The organism is Bacillus cereus group sp. BfR-BA-01430 (genome assembly GCF_022663115.1).
Taxonomy (GTDB): domain Bacteria; phylum Bacillota; class Bacilli; order Bacillales; family Bacillaceae_G; genus Bacillus_A; species Bacillus_A cereus_BD.
In genome coordinates this window covers 1-18,832 of the sequence record NZ_JAKUEW010000011.1, presented here as the reverse complement: position 1 = coordinate 18,832, position 18,832 = coordinate 1, and the positions used below count along the sequence as shown (strand labels likewise).

Sequence of the window (18,832 nt, the reverse complement as noted above, 5' to 3'; positions counted from 1 at the left end):
AATAAGATGGTTTGCTTTTTAATTTCCACCTGAAAGTAGTTCTAAAATTCGATTCAAATCTTCTTTATTAAAAAATTCGATTTCGATTTTCCCTTTTTCTTTTTTTGTTTCTTTAATTCTTACCTCTGTACCAAATTTTTCTCTTAATACCGTTTCACGTTCTATGAAAAAGATATTTCTTTCTTTTTTCTTCTTTGTTTCACGTGAAACTCGTTGATTGATCTCTTGAACAATTTTTTCTAATTGTCGAACATTCAAGCCTTCTTTTTCAATGCGCTTTAATAAAGATTTTAATTGTTCTTCATCCTTAATGGTAAGTAAGGTGCGTCCATGCGCCATTGATAACTTCCCACTTGCAATCATATCTTGCACAAATGAAGGGAGAGTCAGTAGCCTTGTGTAATTTGCGATATACGGTCTACTTTTTCCAAGGCGCTTCGCTAATTGTTCTTGTGTTACATTTAGCTCATTCATTAACATTTGATACGCCATAGCCTCTTCCATTGGATTTAAATCTTCACGCTGTAAATTTTCAAGAAGCGCAAATTCCATCATTTGCTGCTCACTCAATTTACGTACAACAACTGGTACCTTTTCAAGATTTGCTTCCTTTGCAGCCCTATATCTTCTTTCGCCAGCTACAATTTCATACCCTTTAATACTCTTTCGCGCAATTAAAGGTTGTAAAATGCCATGTTCTTTAATAGAGATTGCTAATTCTTGAATCGCTTCTTTATGAAAGGTTTTTCTAGGTTGGTAAGGATTAGGTCTTAGTTCAGTTACTGCAATCTCTTGAATCGTTTCTTCCTCTTTCACATCTAAATCAGGGAAAAATGCATTTATTCCTCTTCCCAGCCCTTTAGCCACCTGCAATCACTTCCTCTGCTAAATCTATATATACTTCAGCCCCTCTTGATTTAGCATCATACTGCATAATCGGTTTGCCATGACTCGGCGCCTCACTCAAACGAACATTACGTGGAATAATAGAACGATATACTTTATCTCTGAAGTATTTTTTCACTTCATCTATAACTTGAATTCCTAGATTTGTGCGCGCATCTAACATCGTTAATAATACGCCTTGAATTGCTAAATTTTTATTTAAATGCTTTTGTACAAGACGAACTGTATTTAATAGTTGGCTCAATCCTTCTAATGCGTAATATTCACATTGAACAGGGATAATGACAGAATCAGCTGCTGTTAACGCATTAATTGTTAACAAGCCTAAAGATGGAGGACAATCAATAATAACGTAATCATATTCAGTACGAACTGGTTGCAATGCCCTCTGCAAACGTACTTCCCGGGAAATGGTTGGCACCAATTCAATCTCAGCTCCTGCTAATTGAATGGTAGCGGGTAGAACATCTAAGTTTTCAGTTGCGGTCTTCTTTATAACCTCTTGAACAGCTGTATCTTCTACAAGAACATTATAAATACATTGATCTAATTCGGACTTTTCAATTCCGACACCAGTTGTTGCGTTCCCTTGAGCATCGATATCGACAAGAAGAACTTTCTTTCCCATTTGTGCCAATCCGGCTCCTAAATTAACGGATGTTGTTGTTTTTCCAACACCGCCTTTTTGGTTAGCAATAGCAATGATTTTCCCCATGATGTCACCTACTTTCAACCTTTCTATCTTATTCTAAAAATAGTTATATTTATTGTACCATGAAATCAAATATTTTCTTTTATGTCCTCTATTAAACTTCAAAATTTATTTTTAAACTCCTTCTTCATTCCAATAAGAAAAAAGATATATCGTTATTTTTCCGTCATGTATGAGGCAAAAATCAAATGAATTGTTTCTATACATGATTCTCTTTTACCTAAAAAGTTGTTTTTTCTTTTGTATCGATATAGTAAAAAAAGCCTCATCAAAAAGATGAGACCTCTATCATATATTGAACCCGCTATTTTCGGGTAGCCTAGTTCGTGAAGACCACGAACCAGCAGGGGATGCAGCCCCACCGATTAAAGTTTCACTTTATTATTTTTTCTTAGGAATTTTAATTGTGATTTGATAATATTCATCGAATTCTTCTTCTTCAGAGTTCACATTCAAACCACTTTTTGCAACCATTTGCAAAGATTGTCTAATCGTGTTCATCGCAATCCTCATATCACGACTTACAGCTTTTTTCTTTGCTTTACGCTTCGGTTTTACTTCCTCAAGTAACTTTGCAATTCGCTCTTCTGTCTGTTTTACATTTAATTGTTTTTCCACAATTTCTTGTAAAACTTTTAACTGTAACTCTTCATTTTTCAAAGGAATAAGTGCACGAGCATGCCGCTCTGTAATACTCTTTTCTAATAATGACCTTTTAATATCTTCAGGTAACTTTAATAACCGTAACTTATTTGCGATGGTTGATTGCCCTTTGCCAAGTCTCTGTGCTAGTGCCTCTTGCGTTAAATTATGTAACTCAATTAGCTTTTGATATGCAACAGCTTCTTCAATTGCTGTTAACTCTTCGCGTTGCAAGTTTTCAATTAAAGCAACTGAAGCTGTTTCCGTATCATTTAAATTTTTTATAATTGCAGGAACCTTTCCCCATCCTAATTTCGTTGCAGCACGAAAACGCCTTTCCCCGGCAATAATTTCATAACAATCTTCTTCATACTGCCTTACAACAATTGGTTGAATAAGCCCATGCGTACGGATTGTTAATGCTAGTTCATCGATGCGTGCATCATCAAACACCGTCCGTGGTTGATAACGGTTTGGAATGATATTTGCTATCGGAATTTCATGTATTTCTTCATGTATCTTTTTATTTATATCTTCATGGCTTTCATTTTGTATTTCGAGTTCGCTCATTTTATCTCCAAAGCCAAATAAACGAGAAAACGTATTTTTCATACATATTCCACCACCTTTGGGCCTATTGAATATTCTACATAAACATATTCCTTATCAAACATTTACGGTTCCATTTATATAATTTAATCTTACGTCTAATAAGATTTATTTTTCAATAGGTAATTTATTGGGTGTACCTGGCTTACGTGGATATTTTTTCGGTGTTTTGCGTTTTTTCTCGATTAATAAAATGTTCCGTTCACTTTCTTCAAATGGCAATTGGAACGTAGATACCTCTTTTAATTGTCCGCCAAGCACCTCTACAGCATATTTACCATTTTCAATTTCTTCATTAGCTGCTGCACCTTTCATGGCAATAAATGTTCCCCCAACCTTTACAAGCGGTAAACATAATTCACTTAATACAGAAAGGCGAGCTACTGCACGCGCCATTACAATATCGTATGATTCACGTACATGTTCTTTTTTACCGAATGTTTCAGCACGATCATGACAAAAAGCAACGTCACTGAGTTCCAGTTTTTGTGCTAAGTGATTCAAAAAGTTAATCCGCTTTTGCAGTGAATCAACAATTGTTACTTTTAAGTGCGGGAAACAAATTTTTAACGGTATACTCGGAAAGCCTGCACCTGCACCAACATCACAAATAGATAGTGGATTTGAAAAATCGTAGTAAAAAGCAGCAGTAATAGAGTCAAAAAAATGTTTTAAGTACACTTCTTCTTTCTCCGTAATCGCTGTTAAATTCATTTTTTCGTTCCACTCTACTAATGTTTCAAAATACATTTCAAATTGCTCTAATTGTCTAGGAGAAAGGAAAATTCCTCTTTCTCCTAGCATAGACTGAAATTGTTCTATGTTCATCTCGCAATATCTCCTTACTATTTATTGGTTCGATACTCGCGCAATTTTCCCTTGTTCAATGTATACAAGTAAAATGGAAATATCAGCTGGATTTACACCTGAGATACGAGATGCTTGCCCTACAGAAAGTGGACGAACCTCTTTTAATTTTTGTCTTGCTTCTGACGCAATACCAGAAATAGCATCATAATCTATATCAACAGGAATTTTTTTGCTTTCCATTTTCTTCATACGTTCTACTTGTTGTAAAGACTTTTCGATATATCCTTCATATTTAATTTGGATTTCAACTTGCTCTGCAATCTCATCATTGATTTCTAATTCACTTGGTGCAAGTAAGCGAATATGTTCATACGTCATTTCTGGACGTCGTAGTAAATCGCTAGCACGTATACCATCTTTTAGTTCACTTCCACCAACACTACGAATTAATTCTTGTACTTCAGGGCGTGGTTTAATAATAATACCCTCTAAACGAGCCTTTTCTTGTTCAATTTGTTCTTTCTTTTGAGAATAACGCTCATAACGCTCTTCTGGGATTAATCCAATTTCATGACCAATTTCTGTTAAACGAAGATCCGCATTATCATGACGTAATAATAAACGATATTCTGCACGAGAAGTTAACAGACGATATGGTTCATTTGTCCCTTTTGTCACAAGGTCATCAATTAAAACACCAATATAAGCATCTGAACGACCTAAAATGACTTCTTTCTTGCCTAAAGAGCGACATGCAGCGTTAATTCCAGCCATAATACCTTGTCCTGCCGCCTCTTCATAACCAGACGTACCATTAATTTGTCCCGCCGTATATAAGTTTTTAATCTTTTTCGTTTCAAGAGTTGGCCAAAGTTGTGTTGGTACAATTGCATCGTATTCGATCGCATAACCTGTGCGCATCATTTCAACATTCTCTAAACCAGGAATTGTTTTCAACATTTCACGCTGTACATCTTCTGGTAAGCTCGTTGATAATCCTTGAACGTAGACTTCTTGCGTATTGCGTCCTTCTGGCTCTAAGAAAATTTGATGACGCGGTTTATCATTAAATCGTACTACTTTATCCTCGATTGATGGACAATAACGAGGACCTGTTCCCTTAATCATACCAGAATACATAGCAGAACGATGTAAGTTTTTGTCAATTAAACGATGAGTTTCTTCACTTGTATATGTTAACCAGCACGGAATTTGATCCAAAATAAACTTTGTCGTTTCAAATGAGAACGCACGCGGTTTATCATCTCCTGGCTGGATTTCTGTTTTACTGTAATCAATTGTATTACTATTTACACGAGGAGGTGTCCCTGTTTTAAATCTAACAAGTTCAAATCCAAGCTCTTCTAAGTGCTCTGACAATGTAATAGATGGCTGTTGGTTATTTGGACCACTTGAATATTTCAAGTCTCCCATAATAATTTCACCACGTAAAAACGTTCCAGTTGTAATAACAACTGTTTTCGCTGTATATTCCGCACCTGATTGCGTAATTACTCCTTTACACACATCATCTTCAACGATTAAACGTTCAACCATTCCTTGACGTAATGTTAAGTTTGGCGTTTCTTCAATTGTTTTCTTTAATTCATGTTGATATGAAAATTTATCCGCTTGTGCACGAAGGGCGCGTACAGCAGGTCCTTTCCCTGTATTCAACATACGCATTTGAATATGCGTTTTATCAATATTTCGTCCCATTTCGCCGCCTAATGCATCGATTTCACGAACAACAATCCCTTTTGCGGGCCCACCAACAGAAGGGTTACATGGCATGAACGCAACCATATCTAAGTTAATTGTTAACATTAATGTTTTTGATCCCATTCGTGCTGCTGCAAGACCCGCTTCACATCCTGCATGGCCTGCACCGATTACTATGACATCGTAAGAACCGGCATTGTATCCCATTATTTATTCCTCCTACTATCGTCTATCATCTTGAAAGATCTTTATTATTTTCCTAAACAAAATTGGGAGAACAGTTGGTCAATTAAACTTTCGTGAACGGTATCACCCGTAATTTCACCAAGTATTTCCCATGTTCTTGTTAAATCAATTTGAACCATATCAATTGGAACACCGTTCTCAATTGCACCAATTGCATCTTCAATCGTTTTTCTTGCTTGTGTTAGTAAACCGATATGTCTTGCATTAGAAACATACGTCATATCAGCTGATTCAATTGTTCCTTCAAAGAACAGATCAGCAATTGCTTTCTCTAATTCATCTACGCCTTTTTCTTCAATTAAGGATGTTGTGATAACACGTTTCTCACCTGCTAGCTCCGTTACGCGTTCCATCTCAATCCCTTGTGGTAAATCTGTTTTATTTACAATGACAATGAAATCTTTTCCTTGTACAGCACGGAAGAGCTCTTCATCTTCATTCGTTAATGGTTCACTATAATTTACTACTACTAATACTAAATCAGCTTGGCTCATCATCTCTTTTGATCGCTCAACACCAATTTGTTCAACGATATCCTCTGTTTCGCGAATTCCAGCTGTATCAATAAGTCGAAGTGGTACACCACGTACGTTGACATATTCTTCAATAACATCACGAGTTGTTCCTGCTATATCTGTTACAATAGCCTTTTTCTCCTGAACAAGACTATTTAATAATGAAGACTTTCCGACATTCGGTCTTCCAATAATTGCTGTCGCAATTCCTTCTCGCAAAATTTTCCCTTGCTTTGATGTTTCTAAAATCTTTTCAATCTCAGTTTGAACATGAGTTGCCTTTTCAATTAAAATACGATGTGTCATTTCCTCCACGTCATCATATTCTGGGTAATCTATATTTACCTCAACATGAGCTAACGTTTCTAAAATTTCTTGACGAAGGCGACTAATCAATGTGGATAAGCGTCCTTCCATTTGATTAATCGCTACATTCATTGCACGATCTGTTTTTGCGCGGATTAAATCCATTACTGCCTCAGCTTGAGACAAATCAATACGACCATTTAAAAAAGCACGCTTCGTAAACTCACCAGGCTCAGCTAAACGTACTCCTTGTGCTAAAATCAGTTGCAATACTTTATTTACAGAAACAAGACCACCATGGCAGTTCACTTCTACTATATCTTCACGTGTAAATGTCTTAGGAGCACGCATAATAGATACCATAACTTCTTCAATAACTTGATTTGTATCTAAATCCACAATGTGACCATAATGAATTGTATGGGAAGATACTGCTGTTAAATCTTTTCCTTTAAAAATGCGATTGACCTTCTCAATCGCATCCTCTCCACTTACTCGAACAATGGCAATCGCGCCCTCCCCAAGTGCCGTGGAAATCGCAGCAATTGTATCAAATTCCATGTCCTTTCACCTCACTTGCTTATTTCTCTCTATTTCAACATAATTTTTTCCTTCACTAAACTATTAGGATACCATAATGAACCTATCTACAAAAGAATATTAACTCATTTTATTATGTCCTCATGTAAAAAACACTAAACTTATTCACAGTGGATAAGTTTAGTGTTTTCAGTTATCCACAGTCATTTTTTCTTCAGTCAAATCTGCATTTAAATCCTTTATTTTCATACATGAAAACTTGTTAGAACAAACTCATAGAAAAAACCGGTACTCAAATGAGTGACCGGTTATTTGGGAGATATTACAACATGCCGATGCGGATCTTTTCCCTCGGAAGATGTAATAACATTTGGATGATTAGCTAATGCTTGATGGATAATTTTTCTTTCAAAAGAAGGCATTGGTTCTAATACAACATTTTTCTTTGTACTTGCTACTTGTTTTGCTAATCGATAAGAGAGAGATTCTAATGTATCTTTTCGCTTACTACGATAGTTTTCAGCATCAATTGTTATACCAACATATTGCTTCGTACTACGATTCGCAACAAGATTTGTTAAATATTGTAAAGAATTTAGAGTATGACCTCTTTTTCCAATCAAAACACCTACATTTTTTCCAGAAAGAGTAAATTCCACATCTCTTCCCTTTACTTTTTTTGTAATCGCTACATCCGCTCCCATCGCCTGAACGACATTACGTAAATACTCTTCAGCTTCCTGGATTGGATCTTTCTTTACGATAACCTCTACCACAGCAGGTCGATTCCCAATTAAACCTAGAAATCCTCGCTTGCCTTCGTCGATAATATTTATATCTACTTGTTCTTTTGAAACCTTTAATTGCCTTAAAGCATCTTGTACTGCCAGCTCGACGGTTTGTCCTTTAGCAGTAATTATACTCACTTGCTTGATCCTCCTGCCTTACTAGCCTTAATTTCAGGGCCCTTGATCATATACATTTGAGCGATACCAAAGATGTTACCAACTACCCAGTATAAAGATAATGCTGCTGGGAAATTAATTGCAAAGATTAAAATCATAATTGGCATAAGCCATACCATCATCGCCATTTGTGGATTCTGTCCAACAGTACCCGCCATCGCAATCTTTTGCTGAATAAATGTTGTAATTGCAGCAACAATAGGAAGAATATAATAAGGATCTGCATGTCCTAAATCAAACCATAAGAAACTGTGTTGCTTAATTTCAGCTGTCCTCATAATCGCATGGTAAAATGCGAATAAAATTGGCATTTGAATAAAAATTGGTAAACAACCCGCTAATGGATTGACACCATGTTTTTGATACAATTGCATCATTTCTTGTTGCAATTTTTGTTGTGTTGCTTGATCTTTAGAGCTATATTTCTCTTTCAACTTTACCATTTCTGGTTGCAGCGCTTGCATTGCTTTTGTACTCTTCGTTTGTTTAATCATTAATGGTAATAACGCAAAACGAATAATAAGAGTCGTAATAACGATCGCTAAACCATAATTACTACCAAATAAGTTTGCAAAATACGTGATTAACTGAGAAAGCGGGTATACGAAATATTCATTCCAAATCCCTGTACTTTTCGGTGTAATCGGCTGATTTACTTCACTACAACCTGCAGCAATCGCCATCAAAGCGATAACCATGGCAAGTAAGCCTATCTTCTTTTTCACAGCCTGCTCCTCCTTGTTTCGGTATGTATATAGTGTAATTCATTTTCCTTTTCCTACGCTACTTGTTTGTAATTTTAATTCCAGAACGTTTGAAGGCATGAATTAAGCTTTTCTTAAACTCTTCGTATGTCATCTCTGCACAAGGCTTCCTTGCTATTATAACAAAATCCTTTCCAGAATCTATCTCATCTTTTAATTCTGTAATGGATTGACGAATCATACGTTTAATCCGATTGCGAACTACTGCATTCCCGATTTTCTTACTCACAGAAAGACCGATTCGAAAGTATGGTTGTGTTTCCTTATCTAATTGGTAGATAACAAACTGACGATTGGCACTAGACCTTCCTTTTTGAAAAACGGCCTGAAATTCATCATTTTTTTTTATACGATTCTTTTTCTTCATATCAATTGACACTCCTGTATTTCATCAGCGGAAATTCATTATGGCTAGAAAAAAAGACCACTGATCGTTCAGTGGTCTACGCAGATAATACTTTTCTTCCTTTACGACGACGAGCTGCTAGCACTTTACGTCCGTTCGCTGTGCTCATACGGCTGCGGAAACCATGTACTTTGCTGCGCTTACGTTTATTTGGTTGGTAAGTTCTTTTCATTATATGACACCTCCCTGAGGAATATCTGTTAAAGACAGTCTTATAAATTATAGTTAATTAACTAGGAAAATGTCAATGGTTCTCGAAATTTTCATCAAATATTCACTTTAAACCTATTCACACCTTTTTTCACAAGCATCCCATTCTTTTGTGGATAAATATATTTTTTGTTTTTTTGTATCCACAAATTTTTTTTCGACTTTTACACAGTATATCGTGTTGTGGACAAGTTTATTCCACAAGGTATTGATTTTGTGGATAACTTTCTAAAATTCATTGCTATGGCAACTTTTTTTTGATATTATAGTTGTGTTTTCACCTTGAATAACTTTTACACATTTATATTTTATCCACAATTTGTGAATAACTTGTGGACAGTTATACTCACATGTGGGTAAATACTTGTCCACATATGCTATTTTTGTCGAAAACTCTATCTCGTATACAAACAACGTTTTTAGGTTTTAAAATACGTTTCGTATAAATATACATTTAAAATTTAGGGGGGTGTACATTTGTTGCACAACCTTATTCTTTTACCATATTCGTAAAGGAGGGACATCCTTGGAAAATATCGCTGATTTATGGAATAGTGCGTTAAAGGAATTAGAAAAGAAGGTAAGTAAACCAAGTTATGAAACATGGCTCAAATCAACGAAGGCGCATGCTTTAAAAAAGGATACTCTAACCATTATAGCTCCCAATGAATTTGCCCGTGACTGGTTAGAATCTCACTATTCAGAGCTAATTTCAGAAACAATTTATGATATAACAGGAGCAAAGTTGGATATTCGTTTTATTATTCCTCAAAGTCAAACTGAAGAGGAGGTTGACTATCCTCCCGCAAAAGCAAAAAAGATGAGTGATGAATCTAATCATCTGCCACAAAGTATGTTAAATCCAAAATATACTTTTGATACATTTGTTATTGGATCGGGTAATCGTTTTGCTCATGCAGCTTCACTCGCTGTAGCTGAAGCACCAGCGAAAGCATATAATCCCTTATTTATTTACGGGGGCGTCGGACTTGGCAAAACCCACTTAATGCATGCAATTGGACATTATGTGATTGAACATAATCCAAACGCAAAAGTCGTTTATTTATCATCTGAAAAATTTACAAATGAATTTATTAATTCAATTCGTGACAATAAAGCGGTGGACTTTCGAAATAAATACCGAAATGTAGATGTTTTATTAATAGATGATATTCAATTCCTTGCCGGAAAAGAACAAACGCAAGAGGAGTTTTTCCATACATTTAATGCATTGCATGAAGAAAGTAAGCAAATTGTAATCTCAAGCGATCGGCCACCAAAGGAGATTCCAACATTAGAAGATCGTCTTCGTTCACGTTTTGAATGGGGATTAATTACGGATATCACACCACCAGATCTTGAAACAAGGATTGCAATTTTACGTAAAAAAGCAAAAGCAGAAGGCCTCGATATTCCAAATGAGGTTATGATTTATATTGCGAATCAAATCGATTCGAACATCCGAGAACTGGAAGGTGCATTAATCCGCGTTGTTGCTTATTCCTCCTTAATTAATAAGGATATCAATGCCGATCTAGCTGCCGAAGCATTGAAAGATATTATTCCAAACTCAAAGCCGAAAATTATTTCCATTTATGATATTCAAAAGGCAGTTGGGGATGTTTATCAAGTGAAATTAGAAGACTTTAAAGCGAAGAAACGCACAAAATCTGTTGCATTTCCTCGTCAAATTGCAATGTATCTATCACGTGAATTAACAGATTCATCTTTACCAAAGATAGGTGAGGAATTTGGAGGTCGCGACCATACAACAGTTATCCATGCACATGAAAAAATTTCGCGGCTCTTAAAAACAGATACACAACTGCAAAAGCAAATTGAAGAAATTAATGATATTTTAAAGTAGTAGCTGAATAGTGTGAATAACTTTTCCTGTTTTACGCACAGTCTATCCACATGTAGATAGACTGTTTTTACATCTTTGAACGGGGTTATCCACATATCCACAAGCCCTATTACTATTACTACTACTTTTTATCTTTATTAAATAAATAAAATCTTATACTTACCGGAGGTTTTCGCTATGCGTTTTTCAATTCAAAAAGACTACCTTGTAAGAAGTGTACAAGATGTAATGAAAGCTGTTTCCTCTCGTACTACAATTCCGATCCTTACTGGAATTAAAGTTGTAGCTACAGAAGAAGGAGTTACATTAACAGGAAGTGATGCAGATATTTCAATCGAATCATTTATTCCTGTTGAAGAAGATGGAAAAGAAATCGTAGAAGTTAGTCAATCAGGTAGTATTGTTTTACAAGCAAAATATTTTAGTGAGATCGTAAAAAAATTACCAAAAGACATTGTCGAAATTTCTGTCGAAAATCATTTTATGACAAAAATAAAATCTGGAAAATCAGAGTTTAATTTAAATGGATTAGATTCTGCGGAATATCCGTTATTACCACAAATCGAAGAACATCATGTATTTAAAGTGCCAACAGATTTACTAAAACATATGATTCGTCAAACTGTATTTGCAGTATCAAGTTCTGAAACTCGTCCAATCTTGACAGGTGTAAACTGGAAGGTATATAACAGCGAGTTAACTTGTATTGCAACAGATAGTCATAGATTAGCACTTCGTACAGCAAAAATTGAAGGGCATAACATTTCTGATGAATTCCAAGCAAATGTTGTCATTCCAGGTAAGAGTTTAAATGAGCTAAGTAAAATTTTAGATGAGTCTGAAGAAATGGTGGATATTGTTATTACAGAGTATCAAGTATTATTCCGTACAAAACATTTACTATTCTTCTCTCGATTATTGGAAGGGAATTACCCTGATACAACTCGCTTAATTCCTGCTGAAAGTAAGACGGATATCTTTGTAAATACAAAAGAGTTTTTGCAAGCTATTGATCGTGCTTCCTTATTGGCAAGAGATGGGCGTAATAACGTTGTAAAACTATCAACACTTGAACAGCAAATGCTAGAAATTTCTTCAAATTCACCGGAGATTGGGAAAGTAGTAGAAGAAGTTCAATGTGAAAAAATAGATGGTGAAGAATTAAAAATATCATTTAGTGCAAAATATATGATGGATGCATTAAAAGCTTTAGATAGTACTGAAATTAAAATTAGCTTTACTGGTGCGATGAGACCTTTCTTAATTCGTACAGTAAATGATAACTCCATTATCCAACTAATTTTACCGGTTCGTACTTACTAAAAAGAATGAGAGTTGCTAGTTTTTATGTACTAGCGACTCTTTTTTGATTTTGGGTATTACTTTCCTAATGTTAGTTTATTTAGTACAATGAAAGAATGAACACTTTTAGAAAGTGAGCGATTTTATGAAACGTATTAAAATTTCAACAGAGTATATTACACTAGGACAATTTTTAAAACTTGCCGATATAATTGATACAGGTGGAGCTGTAAAATGGTTCTTGCAAGAATATGAAGTGTACGTGAATCAAGAACTTGAAAATAGACGAGGTAGAAAATTATACGCCAATGATATAGTTGAAATTCCGGGAAACGGAACATTTCAAGTTCAAGCATAAAGGGGGAGCCCTTTGTTTATTTCAGAAATACAATTAAAAAATTATCGAAATTATGAAGATTTGAACCTTTCTTTTGAGGATAAAGTCAATGTAATCATTGGTGAAAATGCACAAGGGAAAACAAATTTGATGGAAGCTATCTATGTATTAGCGATGGCAAAATCTCATAGAACTTCAAATGATCGTGAACTCATCCGATGGGATGAAGATTATGGTAAAATAAAAGGTAGATTACAAAAACGAAATAGTTCCTTATCCTTGGAATTGAATATTTCTAAAAAAGGAAAAAAGGCAAAATTAAATGAACTTGAACAACAAAAATTGAGCCAATATATTGGCGAGATGAATGTTGTTATGTTTGCCCCTGAAGATTTAAATCTTGTAAAAGGAAGTCCTCAAGTCAGAAGACGCTTTTTAGATATGGAATTAGGACAAATAGCTCCTGTTTATTTGTATGAATTAAGTCAATATCAAAAAGTGCTCACACAGCGAAACCATTTGCTTAAGGCAATGCAAGGTAAAAATGAGGAAACGATGTTGGATGTATTTACGCTTCAACTTATTGAACATGGTGCGAAAATTCTACAAAAACGTTTTGAATTCTTACATTTACTACAAGAGTGGGCTGCTCCAATCCATCGTGGGATTAGCAGAGGGCTTGAGGAATTGGAAATCGTTTATAAGCCAAGTGTAGATGTATCAGAATCAATGGATTTGTCGAAAATAAAAGAAGTATACTATGAAAGTTTTCAATCTGTGAAACAACGTGAAATTTTCCGTGGTACGACTTTGATTGGTCCTCATCGTGATGATTTACAATTCTTCGTTAATAGTAAAAATGTTCAAGTCTTTGGCTCACAAGGACAGCAACGAACAACTGCACTATCCCTAAAATTAGCTGAAATTGAATTGATTTATGCAGAGGTAAAAGAATACCCAATTCTTTTATTAGATGATGTGTTATCAGAATTAGATGATTACCGTCAATCACATCTTTTAAATACAATTCAAGGAAAAGTGCAAACATTTGTGACAACGACGAGTGTCGACGGAATTGAACACGAAACATTAAAAAAAGCGAAAACAATTCATGTAAAAAGCGGCACGGTAGATTGTGAAATAGACAGAATATAACTTCTGTTTAAATGGAAAAGTAGGTGATCTTTGTGTCAATGGAACAAAAGGAAATGCAAGCAAACTCATATGATGAAAGTCAAATACAGGTACTTGAAGGATTAGAAGCGGTTCGAAAACGCCCAGGTATGTACATTGGATCAACAAGTGGAAAGGGTCTTCATCACCTTGTATGGGAGATTGTAGATAATAGTATTGATGAGGCGTTAGCGGGATATTGTGATGAGATTAATGTAGTCATCGAAGAAGATAATAGTATCCGTGTAACGGATAATGGCCGCGGTATTCCAGTCGGTATACAAGAAAAAATGGGACGCCCTGCAGTAGAAGTTATTATGACTGTACTTCATGCTGGTGGTAAATTTGGCGGTGGCGGTTATAAAGTTTCCGGTGGTCTTCATGGTGTAGGGGCATCTGTAGTAAACGCCCTATCAAGCGAGTTAGAAGTATTTGTACACCGCGAAGGAAAAATCCACTACCAAAAATATGAACGAGGTATTCCGGTTGCAGATTTAAAAGTGATTGGTGAAACAGATCACACAGGAACAGTCACTCGCTTTAAGCCAGACCCAGAAATTTTCAAAGAAACAACCGTGTATGAATTTGATATATTAGCAACTCGTATGCGTGAGTTAGCATTTTTAAATCGTAATATTAAATTAATAATTGAAGATAAACGTGAAAATAAACAGAAGAAAGAATTCCATTATGAAGGTGGGATTAAATCTTATGTTGAACATTTAAATCGTTCGAAGCAGCCAATTCATGAAGAACCAGTATATGTAGAAGGCTCAAAAGATGGGATTCAGGTTGAAGTTTCCCTTCAATATAACGAAGGATATACAAATAATATTTATTCATTTACAAATAATATCCATACGTATGAAGGTGGTACGCATGAGGTAGGATTTAAAACAGCTTTAACGCGTGTAATTAATGACTATGGAAGAAAAAATAATATTTTAAAAGATGCTGACAGTAATTTAACTGGTGAAGATGTTCGTGAAGGTTTAACTGCAATTGTATCCATTAAACATCCGAATCCGCAATTCGAAGGGCAAACGAAGACGAAGCTTGGTAATAGTGAAGCGAGAACGATTACAGAGTCTGTATTTTCAGAGGCATTTGAAAAGTTCCTTCTAGAAAATCCAAATGTTGCACGTAAAATTGTGGAAAAAGGGACAATGGCAGCAAGAGCACGTGTAGCTGCGAAGAAAGCGCGTGAATTAACTCGTAGAAAGAGCGCGTTAGAGGTTTCAAGTTTACCTGGTAAGTTGGCGGATTGCTCTTCTAAAGATCCATCCATCAGTGAAATTTATATCGTAGAGGGGGACTCTGCGGGCGGATCTGCAAAGCAGGGACGCGATCGTCACTTCCAAGCAATCTTACCGCTTAAGGGTAAAATTATTAACGTTGAGAAAGCGCGATTAGACAAAATTTTATCCAATGATGAAGTGCGTACAATTATTACAGCAATTGGTACAAACATTGGCGGCGATTTTGATATATCAAAGGCTCGCTATCATAAAGTTATTATTATGACTGATGCCGATGTCGATGGTGCGCATATTCGTACCCTATTATTAACGTTCTTCTATCGTTATATGCGTCAAATTATTGAACATGGTTATGTATATATTGCACAACCACCATTGTTTAAAGTGCAACAAGGGAAAAAGATTCAGTATGCTTATAACGAAAAAGAACTTGAAAGAATATTGGCCGAGTTGCCAGCGCAACCTAAGCCAGGTATTCAGCGTTACAAAGGTCTTGGTGAGATGAATCCGGCTCAGTTATGGGAAACGACAATGGACCCAGAGGTGCGTTCATTATTGCAAGTTTCTTTACAAGATGCAATTGAAGCGGATGAAACTTTTGAAATTTTAATGGGAGATAAGGTAGAACCGCGTCGTAATTTCATTCAAGAAAATGCAAAATATGTAAAAAACCTTGATATTTAAGATAAATAACGACAGGAATCTCAGTGTTCCTGTCGTCTATATATAAATCAATGTAATTTGTAACGGAAATGTAAGAGGAGGTGCTGGTTGATGTCAGATAATCAACAACAAGCACGAATTCGAGAGGTTAATATTAGTCAGGAAATGCGTACCTCGTTTTTAGATTACGCAATGAGTGTTATCGTATCTCGTGCATTACCAGATGTACGAGATGGATTAAAACCTGTACATCGCAGGGTTTTATATGCAATGAATGATTTAGGTATTACTGCTGATAAAGCATATAAAAAATCAGCACGTATCGTTGGGGAAGTAATCGGTAAGTATCATCCACATGGTGATTCAGCTGTTTATGAAACGATGGTACGTATGGCACAAGATTTTAGTCAGCGTTATATGCTCGTTGATGGACATGGAAACTTTGGTTCTATTGATGGTGACTCTGCAGCAGCGATGCGTTATACAGAAGCAAAAATGTCTAAAATCTCTATGGAACTATTGCGCGATATTACAAAAAATACAATAGACTATCAAGATAACTATGATGGTTCTGAGAGAGAGCCAGTTGTACTACCTGCTCGTTTCCCTAATTTATTAGTAAATGGTGCGACGGGTATTGCTGTTGGTATGGCAACAAATATTCCACCGCATCAACTTGGAGAAGTCATTGATGGGGTCTTAGCTTTAAGCCATAATCCTGAGATTACAATTGCTGAGTTAATGGAATATATTCCAGGGCCAGATTTTCCTACAGCAGGTCTTATTTTAGGAAGAAGTGGAATTCGCAGAGCCTATGAAACGGGTCGCGGTTCTATTACACTACGTGCAAAGGTTGAAATTGAAGAAAAAGCGAATGGAAGACAATCCATTATTGTCACAGAATTACCTTACCAAGTGAATAAGGCTCGCCTTATTGAAAAAATTGCAGAATTAGTTCGCGATAAAAAAATTGAGGGTATTACAGATTTACGTGATGAATCTGATAGAAGAGGTTTACGAATTGTCATGGAAGTTCGTCGTGATGCAAATGCTAACGTACTTCTAAACAATCTATATAAACATACAGCTCTTCAAACAAGTTTTGGTATTAATATGCTTTCACTTGTAGGTGGAGAACCAAAAGTATTAAATTTAAAACAAACGCTATATTATTACTTGGAACATCAAAAAGTAGTTATTCGTAGACGTACAGCTTACGAATTAGAAAAAGCAGAGGCTCGTGCTCATATTTTAGAAGGGTTACGAATTGCCTTAGATCACCTTGATGAAGTAATTACGTTAATACGTAGTTCGAAAACAGCAGATATTGCAAAGCAAGGATTGATGGAGCAATTTGCCTTAAGTGAAAAACAAGCGCAGGCAATATTAGATATGCGTTTGCAACGTTTAACAGGATTAGAACGAGAGAAAATCGAGCAAGAATATCAAGAACTATTGAAATTAATTGCTGAGTTAAAAGCAATCTTAGCCGATGAAGAAAAAGTTCTGGAAATTATTCGTGAAGAATTAACAGAAGTAAAAGAACGATTTAACGATGAGAGAAGAACTGAAATTACAATCGGTGGTATTGAATCCATTGAGGATGAAGATTTAATACCGGAACAAAATATTGCGATTACATTGACTCATAACGGATACATTAAACGATTACCTGCTTCTACATATAAAACGCAGAACCGTGGAGGTCGTGGTGTACAAGGAATGGGCACAAATGATGATGATTTTGTTGAACATTTATTAACGACATCGACACATGATCATATTTTATTCTTTACAAATAAAGGTAAAGTATACCGCACAAAAGGATATGAAATTCCAGAGTATAGCCGTACAGCGAAAGGAATACCGATTATTAATTTGTTAGAAGTAGATAAGGATGAGTGGGTTAACGCTATTATTCCAATTCGTGAATTTGGTGACGATCAATTTTTATTCTTTACAACAAAACAAGGTATCTCTAAGAGAACACCGCTTTCATCATTTTCAAATATTCGTACAAACGGTCTAATAGCCATTTCTCTTCGCGAAGAGGATGAAGTAATTTCTGTACGCTTAACATCTGGTGACAAAGATATTATTGTTGGTACAAGCAATGGTATGTTAATTCGATTTAATGAACAAGATGTGCGCTCTATGGGACGTAATGCAGCCGGCGTAAAAGCTATAACATTAGGTGAGGATGATCGTGTTGTAGGTATGGAAATTGTCGAAGAGAATATGAATGTGTTGATTGTAACGAAGAATGGATATGGAAAGCGTACACCGATTGAGGAGTATCGCATCCAAAGTCGTGGTGGAAAAGGTTTAAAAACATGTAATATTACAGAGAAGAACGGCAAGTTAGTAGCGGTTAAGTCTGTAACAGGTGAGGAAGATATCATGCTGATTACGGCAGCTGGTGTTATTATTCGAATGCCAGTTGAACAAATCTCGCAAATGGGACGTAATACACAGGGGGTACGTTTAATTCGTCTGGAAGATGAGCAAGAAGTAGCGACAGTAGCAAAAGCTCAAAAAGAAGATGATGAAGAAGAAAACGAAGAAGCTTCTGAAGAATAAGAGAGGGGGGAATCATCCCTCTCTTATTTTTTTAGATTAATGCTTGCAAAGGGAAAGAAAAGCCTATATAATAGGCGAAGTCAGCAAATGAAGAAGTAAATATGCTTCAAAAAAAGTGTTGACGAGAAAAATATATTATGTTATATTATAAAAGTCGCTGAAACGCGATGTTGAACTTTGAAAACTAAACGAAACAAACAACGTGAAACGTCAATTTTTATTTATGATGCTAGACAAACTTTATTGGAGAGTTTGATCCTGGCTCAGGATGAACGCTGGCGGCGTGCCTAATACATGC

At 35.7% G+C, this 18,832-nt stretch carries 16 protein-coding genes; 6 read left to right on the top strand and 10 right to left on the bottom strand.

Going from position 1 to position 18,832, the window contains the following annotated elements; translation table 11 throughout:
- Positions 1-18 precede the first annotated feature (18 nt).
- From MR058_RS16890 to rpmH, 10 genes are all read right to left on the bottom strand, one after another.
- Positions 19-867 (bottom strand): ParB/RepB/Spo0J family partition protein, encoded by an 849-nt coding sequence (locus MR058_RS16890; RefSeq protein ID WP_242145064.1) that lies wholly within the window; start codon positions 865-867, stop codon positions 19-21.
- Positions 860-1,621, bottom strand: coding sequence for a sporulation initiation inhibitor protein Soj (soj, locus tag MR058_RS16885; protein WP_012096464.1), 762 nt, complete (start codon positions 1,619-1,621; stop codon positions 860-862). Before soj ends, MR058_RS16890 begins: the two co-directional genes overlap by 8 nt.
- 378 nt (positions 1,622-1,999) lie before the next feature.
- On the bottom strand, positions 2,000-2,872 hold the full coding sequence (noc, locus tag MR058_RS16880; protein WP_242145063.1) for a nucleoid occlusion protein: 873 nt from the start codon (positions 2,870-2,872) through the stop codon (positions 2,000-2,002).
- 105 nt (positions 2,873-2,977) lie between these two features.
- Positions 2,978-3,697, bottom strand: coding sequence for a 16S rRNA (guanine(527)-N(7))-methyltransferase RsmG (rsmG, locus tag MR058_RS16875; RefSeq protein ID WP_242145062.1), 720 nt, complete (start codon positions 3,695-3,697; stop codon positions 2,978-2,980).
- 21 nt (positions 3,698-3,718) lie between these two features.
- On the bottom strand, positions 3,719-5,608 hold the full coding sequence (gene mnmG, locus MR058_RS16870) for a tRNA uridine-5-carboxymethylaminomethyl(34) synthesis enzyme MnmG (RefSeq protein WP_242145061.1): 1,890 nt from the start codon (positions 5,606-5,608) through the stop codon (positions 3,719-3,721).
- A 44-nt stretch (positions 5,609-5,652) separates the two neighbouring features.
- Positions 5,653-7,029: a tRNA uridine-5-carboxymethylaminomethyl(34) synthesis GTPase MnmE gene (mnmE, locus tag MR058_RS16865; protein ID WP_242145060.1), complete on the bottom strand. Its 1,377-nt coding sequence runs from the start codon at positions 7,027-7,029 to the stop codon at positions 5,653-5,655.
- Between the two features lie 287 nt (positions 7,030-7,316).
- Positions 7,317-7,934 (bottom strand): RNA-binding cell elongation regulator Jag/EloR, encoded by a 618-nt coding sequence (gene jag / locus MR058_RS16860; protein WP_242145059.1) that lies wholly within the window; start codon positions 7,932-7,934, stop codon positions 7,317-7,319.
- Positions 7,931-8,698: a YidC family membrane integrase SpoIIIJ gene (gene spoIIIJ / locus MR058_RS16855; RefSeq protein WP_242145058.1), complete on the bottom strand. Its 768-nt coding sequence runs from the start codon at positions 8,696-8,698 to the stop codon at positions 7,931-7,933. Before spoIIIJ ends, jag begins: the two co-directional genes overlap by 4 nt.
- Positions 8,699-8,756: 58 nt before the next feature.
- A complete protein-coding gene (gene rnpA, locus MR058_RS16850) occupies positions 8,757-9,104 on the bottom strand; it encodes a ribonuclease P protein component (protein WP_012096472.1) in 348 nt (115 codons plus the stop codon).
- 76 nt (positions 9,105-9,180) lie between these two features.
- Positions 9,181-9,315: a 50S ribosomal protein L34 gene (rpmH, locus tag MR058_RS16845; protein ID WP_000831901.1), complete on the bottom strand. Its 135-nt coding sequence runs from the start codon at positions 9,313-9,315 to the stop codon at positions 9,181-9,183.
- Between the two features lie 564 nt (positions 9,316-9,879).
- Between rpmH and dnaA the strand changes: the two genes are divergently transcribed.
- The 6 genes from dnaA to gyrA all read left to right on the top strand — a co-directional run bounded on the left by dnaA (position 9,880) and on the right by gyrA (position 18,534).
- Positions 9,880-11,220, top strand: a complete 1,341-nt coding sequence (gene dnaA / locus MR058_RS16840) for a chromosomal replication initiator protein DnaA (protein ID WP_242145057.1) — start codon at positions 9,880-9,882, stop codon at positions 11,218-11,220.
- A gap of 177 nt (positions 11,221-11,397) precedes the next feature.
- Complete coding sequence (gene dnaN / locus MR058_RS16835) at positions 11,398-12,543, top strand: DNA polymerase III subunit beta (RefSeq protein WP_242145056.1); 1,146 nt, start codon at positions 11,398-11,400, stop codon at positions 12,541-12,543.
- Positions 12,544-12,667: 124 nt separating this feature from the next.
- Entirely contained in the window at positions 12,668-12,880 is a 213-nt protein-coding gene (gene yaaA, locus MR058_RS16830; RefSeq protein ID WP_000821363.1) for a S4 domain-containing protein YaaA, read from the top strand.
- A gap of 12 nt (positions 12,881-12,892) precedes the next feature.
- The gene (gene recF / locus MR058_RS16825; protein WP_242145055.1) at positions 12,893-14,014 is read left to right on the top strand and encodes a DNA replication/repair protein RecF; all 1,122 of its coding nucleotides are present in this window, start codon (positions 12,893-12,895) and stop codon (positions 14,012-14,014) included.
- A 38-nt stretch (positions 14,015-14,052) separates the two neighbouring features.
- Positions 14,053-15,975, top strand: coding sequence for a DNA topoisomerase (ATP-hydrolyzing) subunit B (gyrB, locus tag MR058_RS16820; RefSeq protein WP_242145183.1), 1,923 nt, complete (start codon positions 14,053-14,055; stop codon positions 15,973-15,975).
- A gap of 90 nt (positions 15,976-16,065) precedes the next feature.
- On the top strand, positions 16,066-18,534 hold the full coding sequence (gene gyrA, locus MR058_RS16815; RefSeq protein WP_242145054.1) for a DNA gyrase subunit A: 2,469 nt from the start codon (positions 16,066-16,068) through the stop codon (positions 18,532-18,534).
- Positions 18,535-18,832: the final 298 nt, after the last annotated feature.

Bases quoted from the DNA above. Each gene is read 5' to 3' on its own strand.
- mnmG (WP_242145061.1), bottom strand. From the start codon at position 5,608: ATGGGATACAATGCCGGTTCTTACGATGTCATAGTAATCGGTGCAGGC.
- yaaA (WP_000821363.1), top strand. From the start codon at position 12,668: ATGAAACGTATTAAAATTTCAACAGAGTATATTACACTAGGACAATTT.
- gyrA (WP_242145054.1), top strand. From the start codon at position 16,066: ATGTCAGATAATCAACAACAAGCACGAATTCGAGAGGTTAATATTAGT.
- rpmH (WP_000831901.1), bottom strand. From the start codon at position 9,315: ATGAAAAGAACTTACCAACCAAATAAACGTAAGCGCAGCAAAGTACAT.
- mnmE (WP_242145060.1), bottom strand. From the start codon at position 7,029: ATGGAATTTGATACAATTGCTGCGATTTCCACGGCACTTGGGGAGGGC.
- rnpA (WP_012096472.1), bottom strand. From the start codon at position 9,104: ATGAAGAAAAAGAATCGTATAAAAAAAAATGATGAATTTCAGGCCGTT.
- dnaN (WP_242145056.1), top strand. From the start codon at position 11,398: ATGCGTTTTTCAATTCAAAAAGACTACCTTGTAAGAAGTGTACAAGAT.
- noc (WP_242145063.1), bottom strand. From the start codon at position 2,872: ATGAAAAATACGTTTTCTCGTTTATTTGGCTTTGGAGATAAAATGAGC.
- soj (WP_012096464.1), bottom strand. From the start codon at position 1,621: ATGGGGAAAATCATTGCTATTGCTAACCAAAAAGGCGGTGTTGGAAAA.
- rsmG (WP_242145062.1), bottom strand. From the start codon at position 3,697: ATGAACATAGAACAATTTCAGTCTATGCTAGGAGAAAGAGGAATTTTC.
- gyrB (WP_242145183.1), top strand. From the start codon at position 14,053: ATGGAACAAAAGGAAATGCAAGCAAACTCATATGATGAAAGTCAAATA.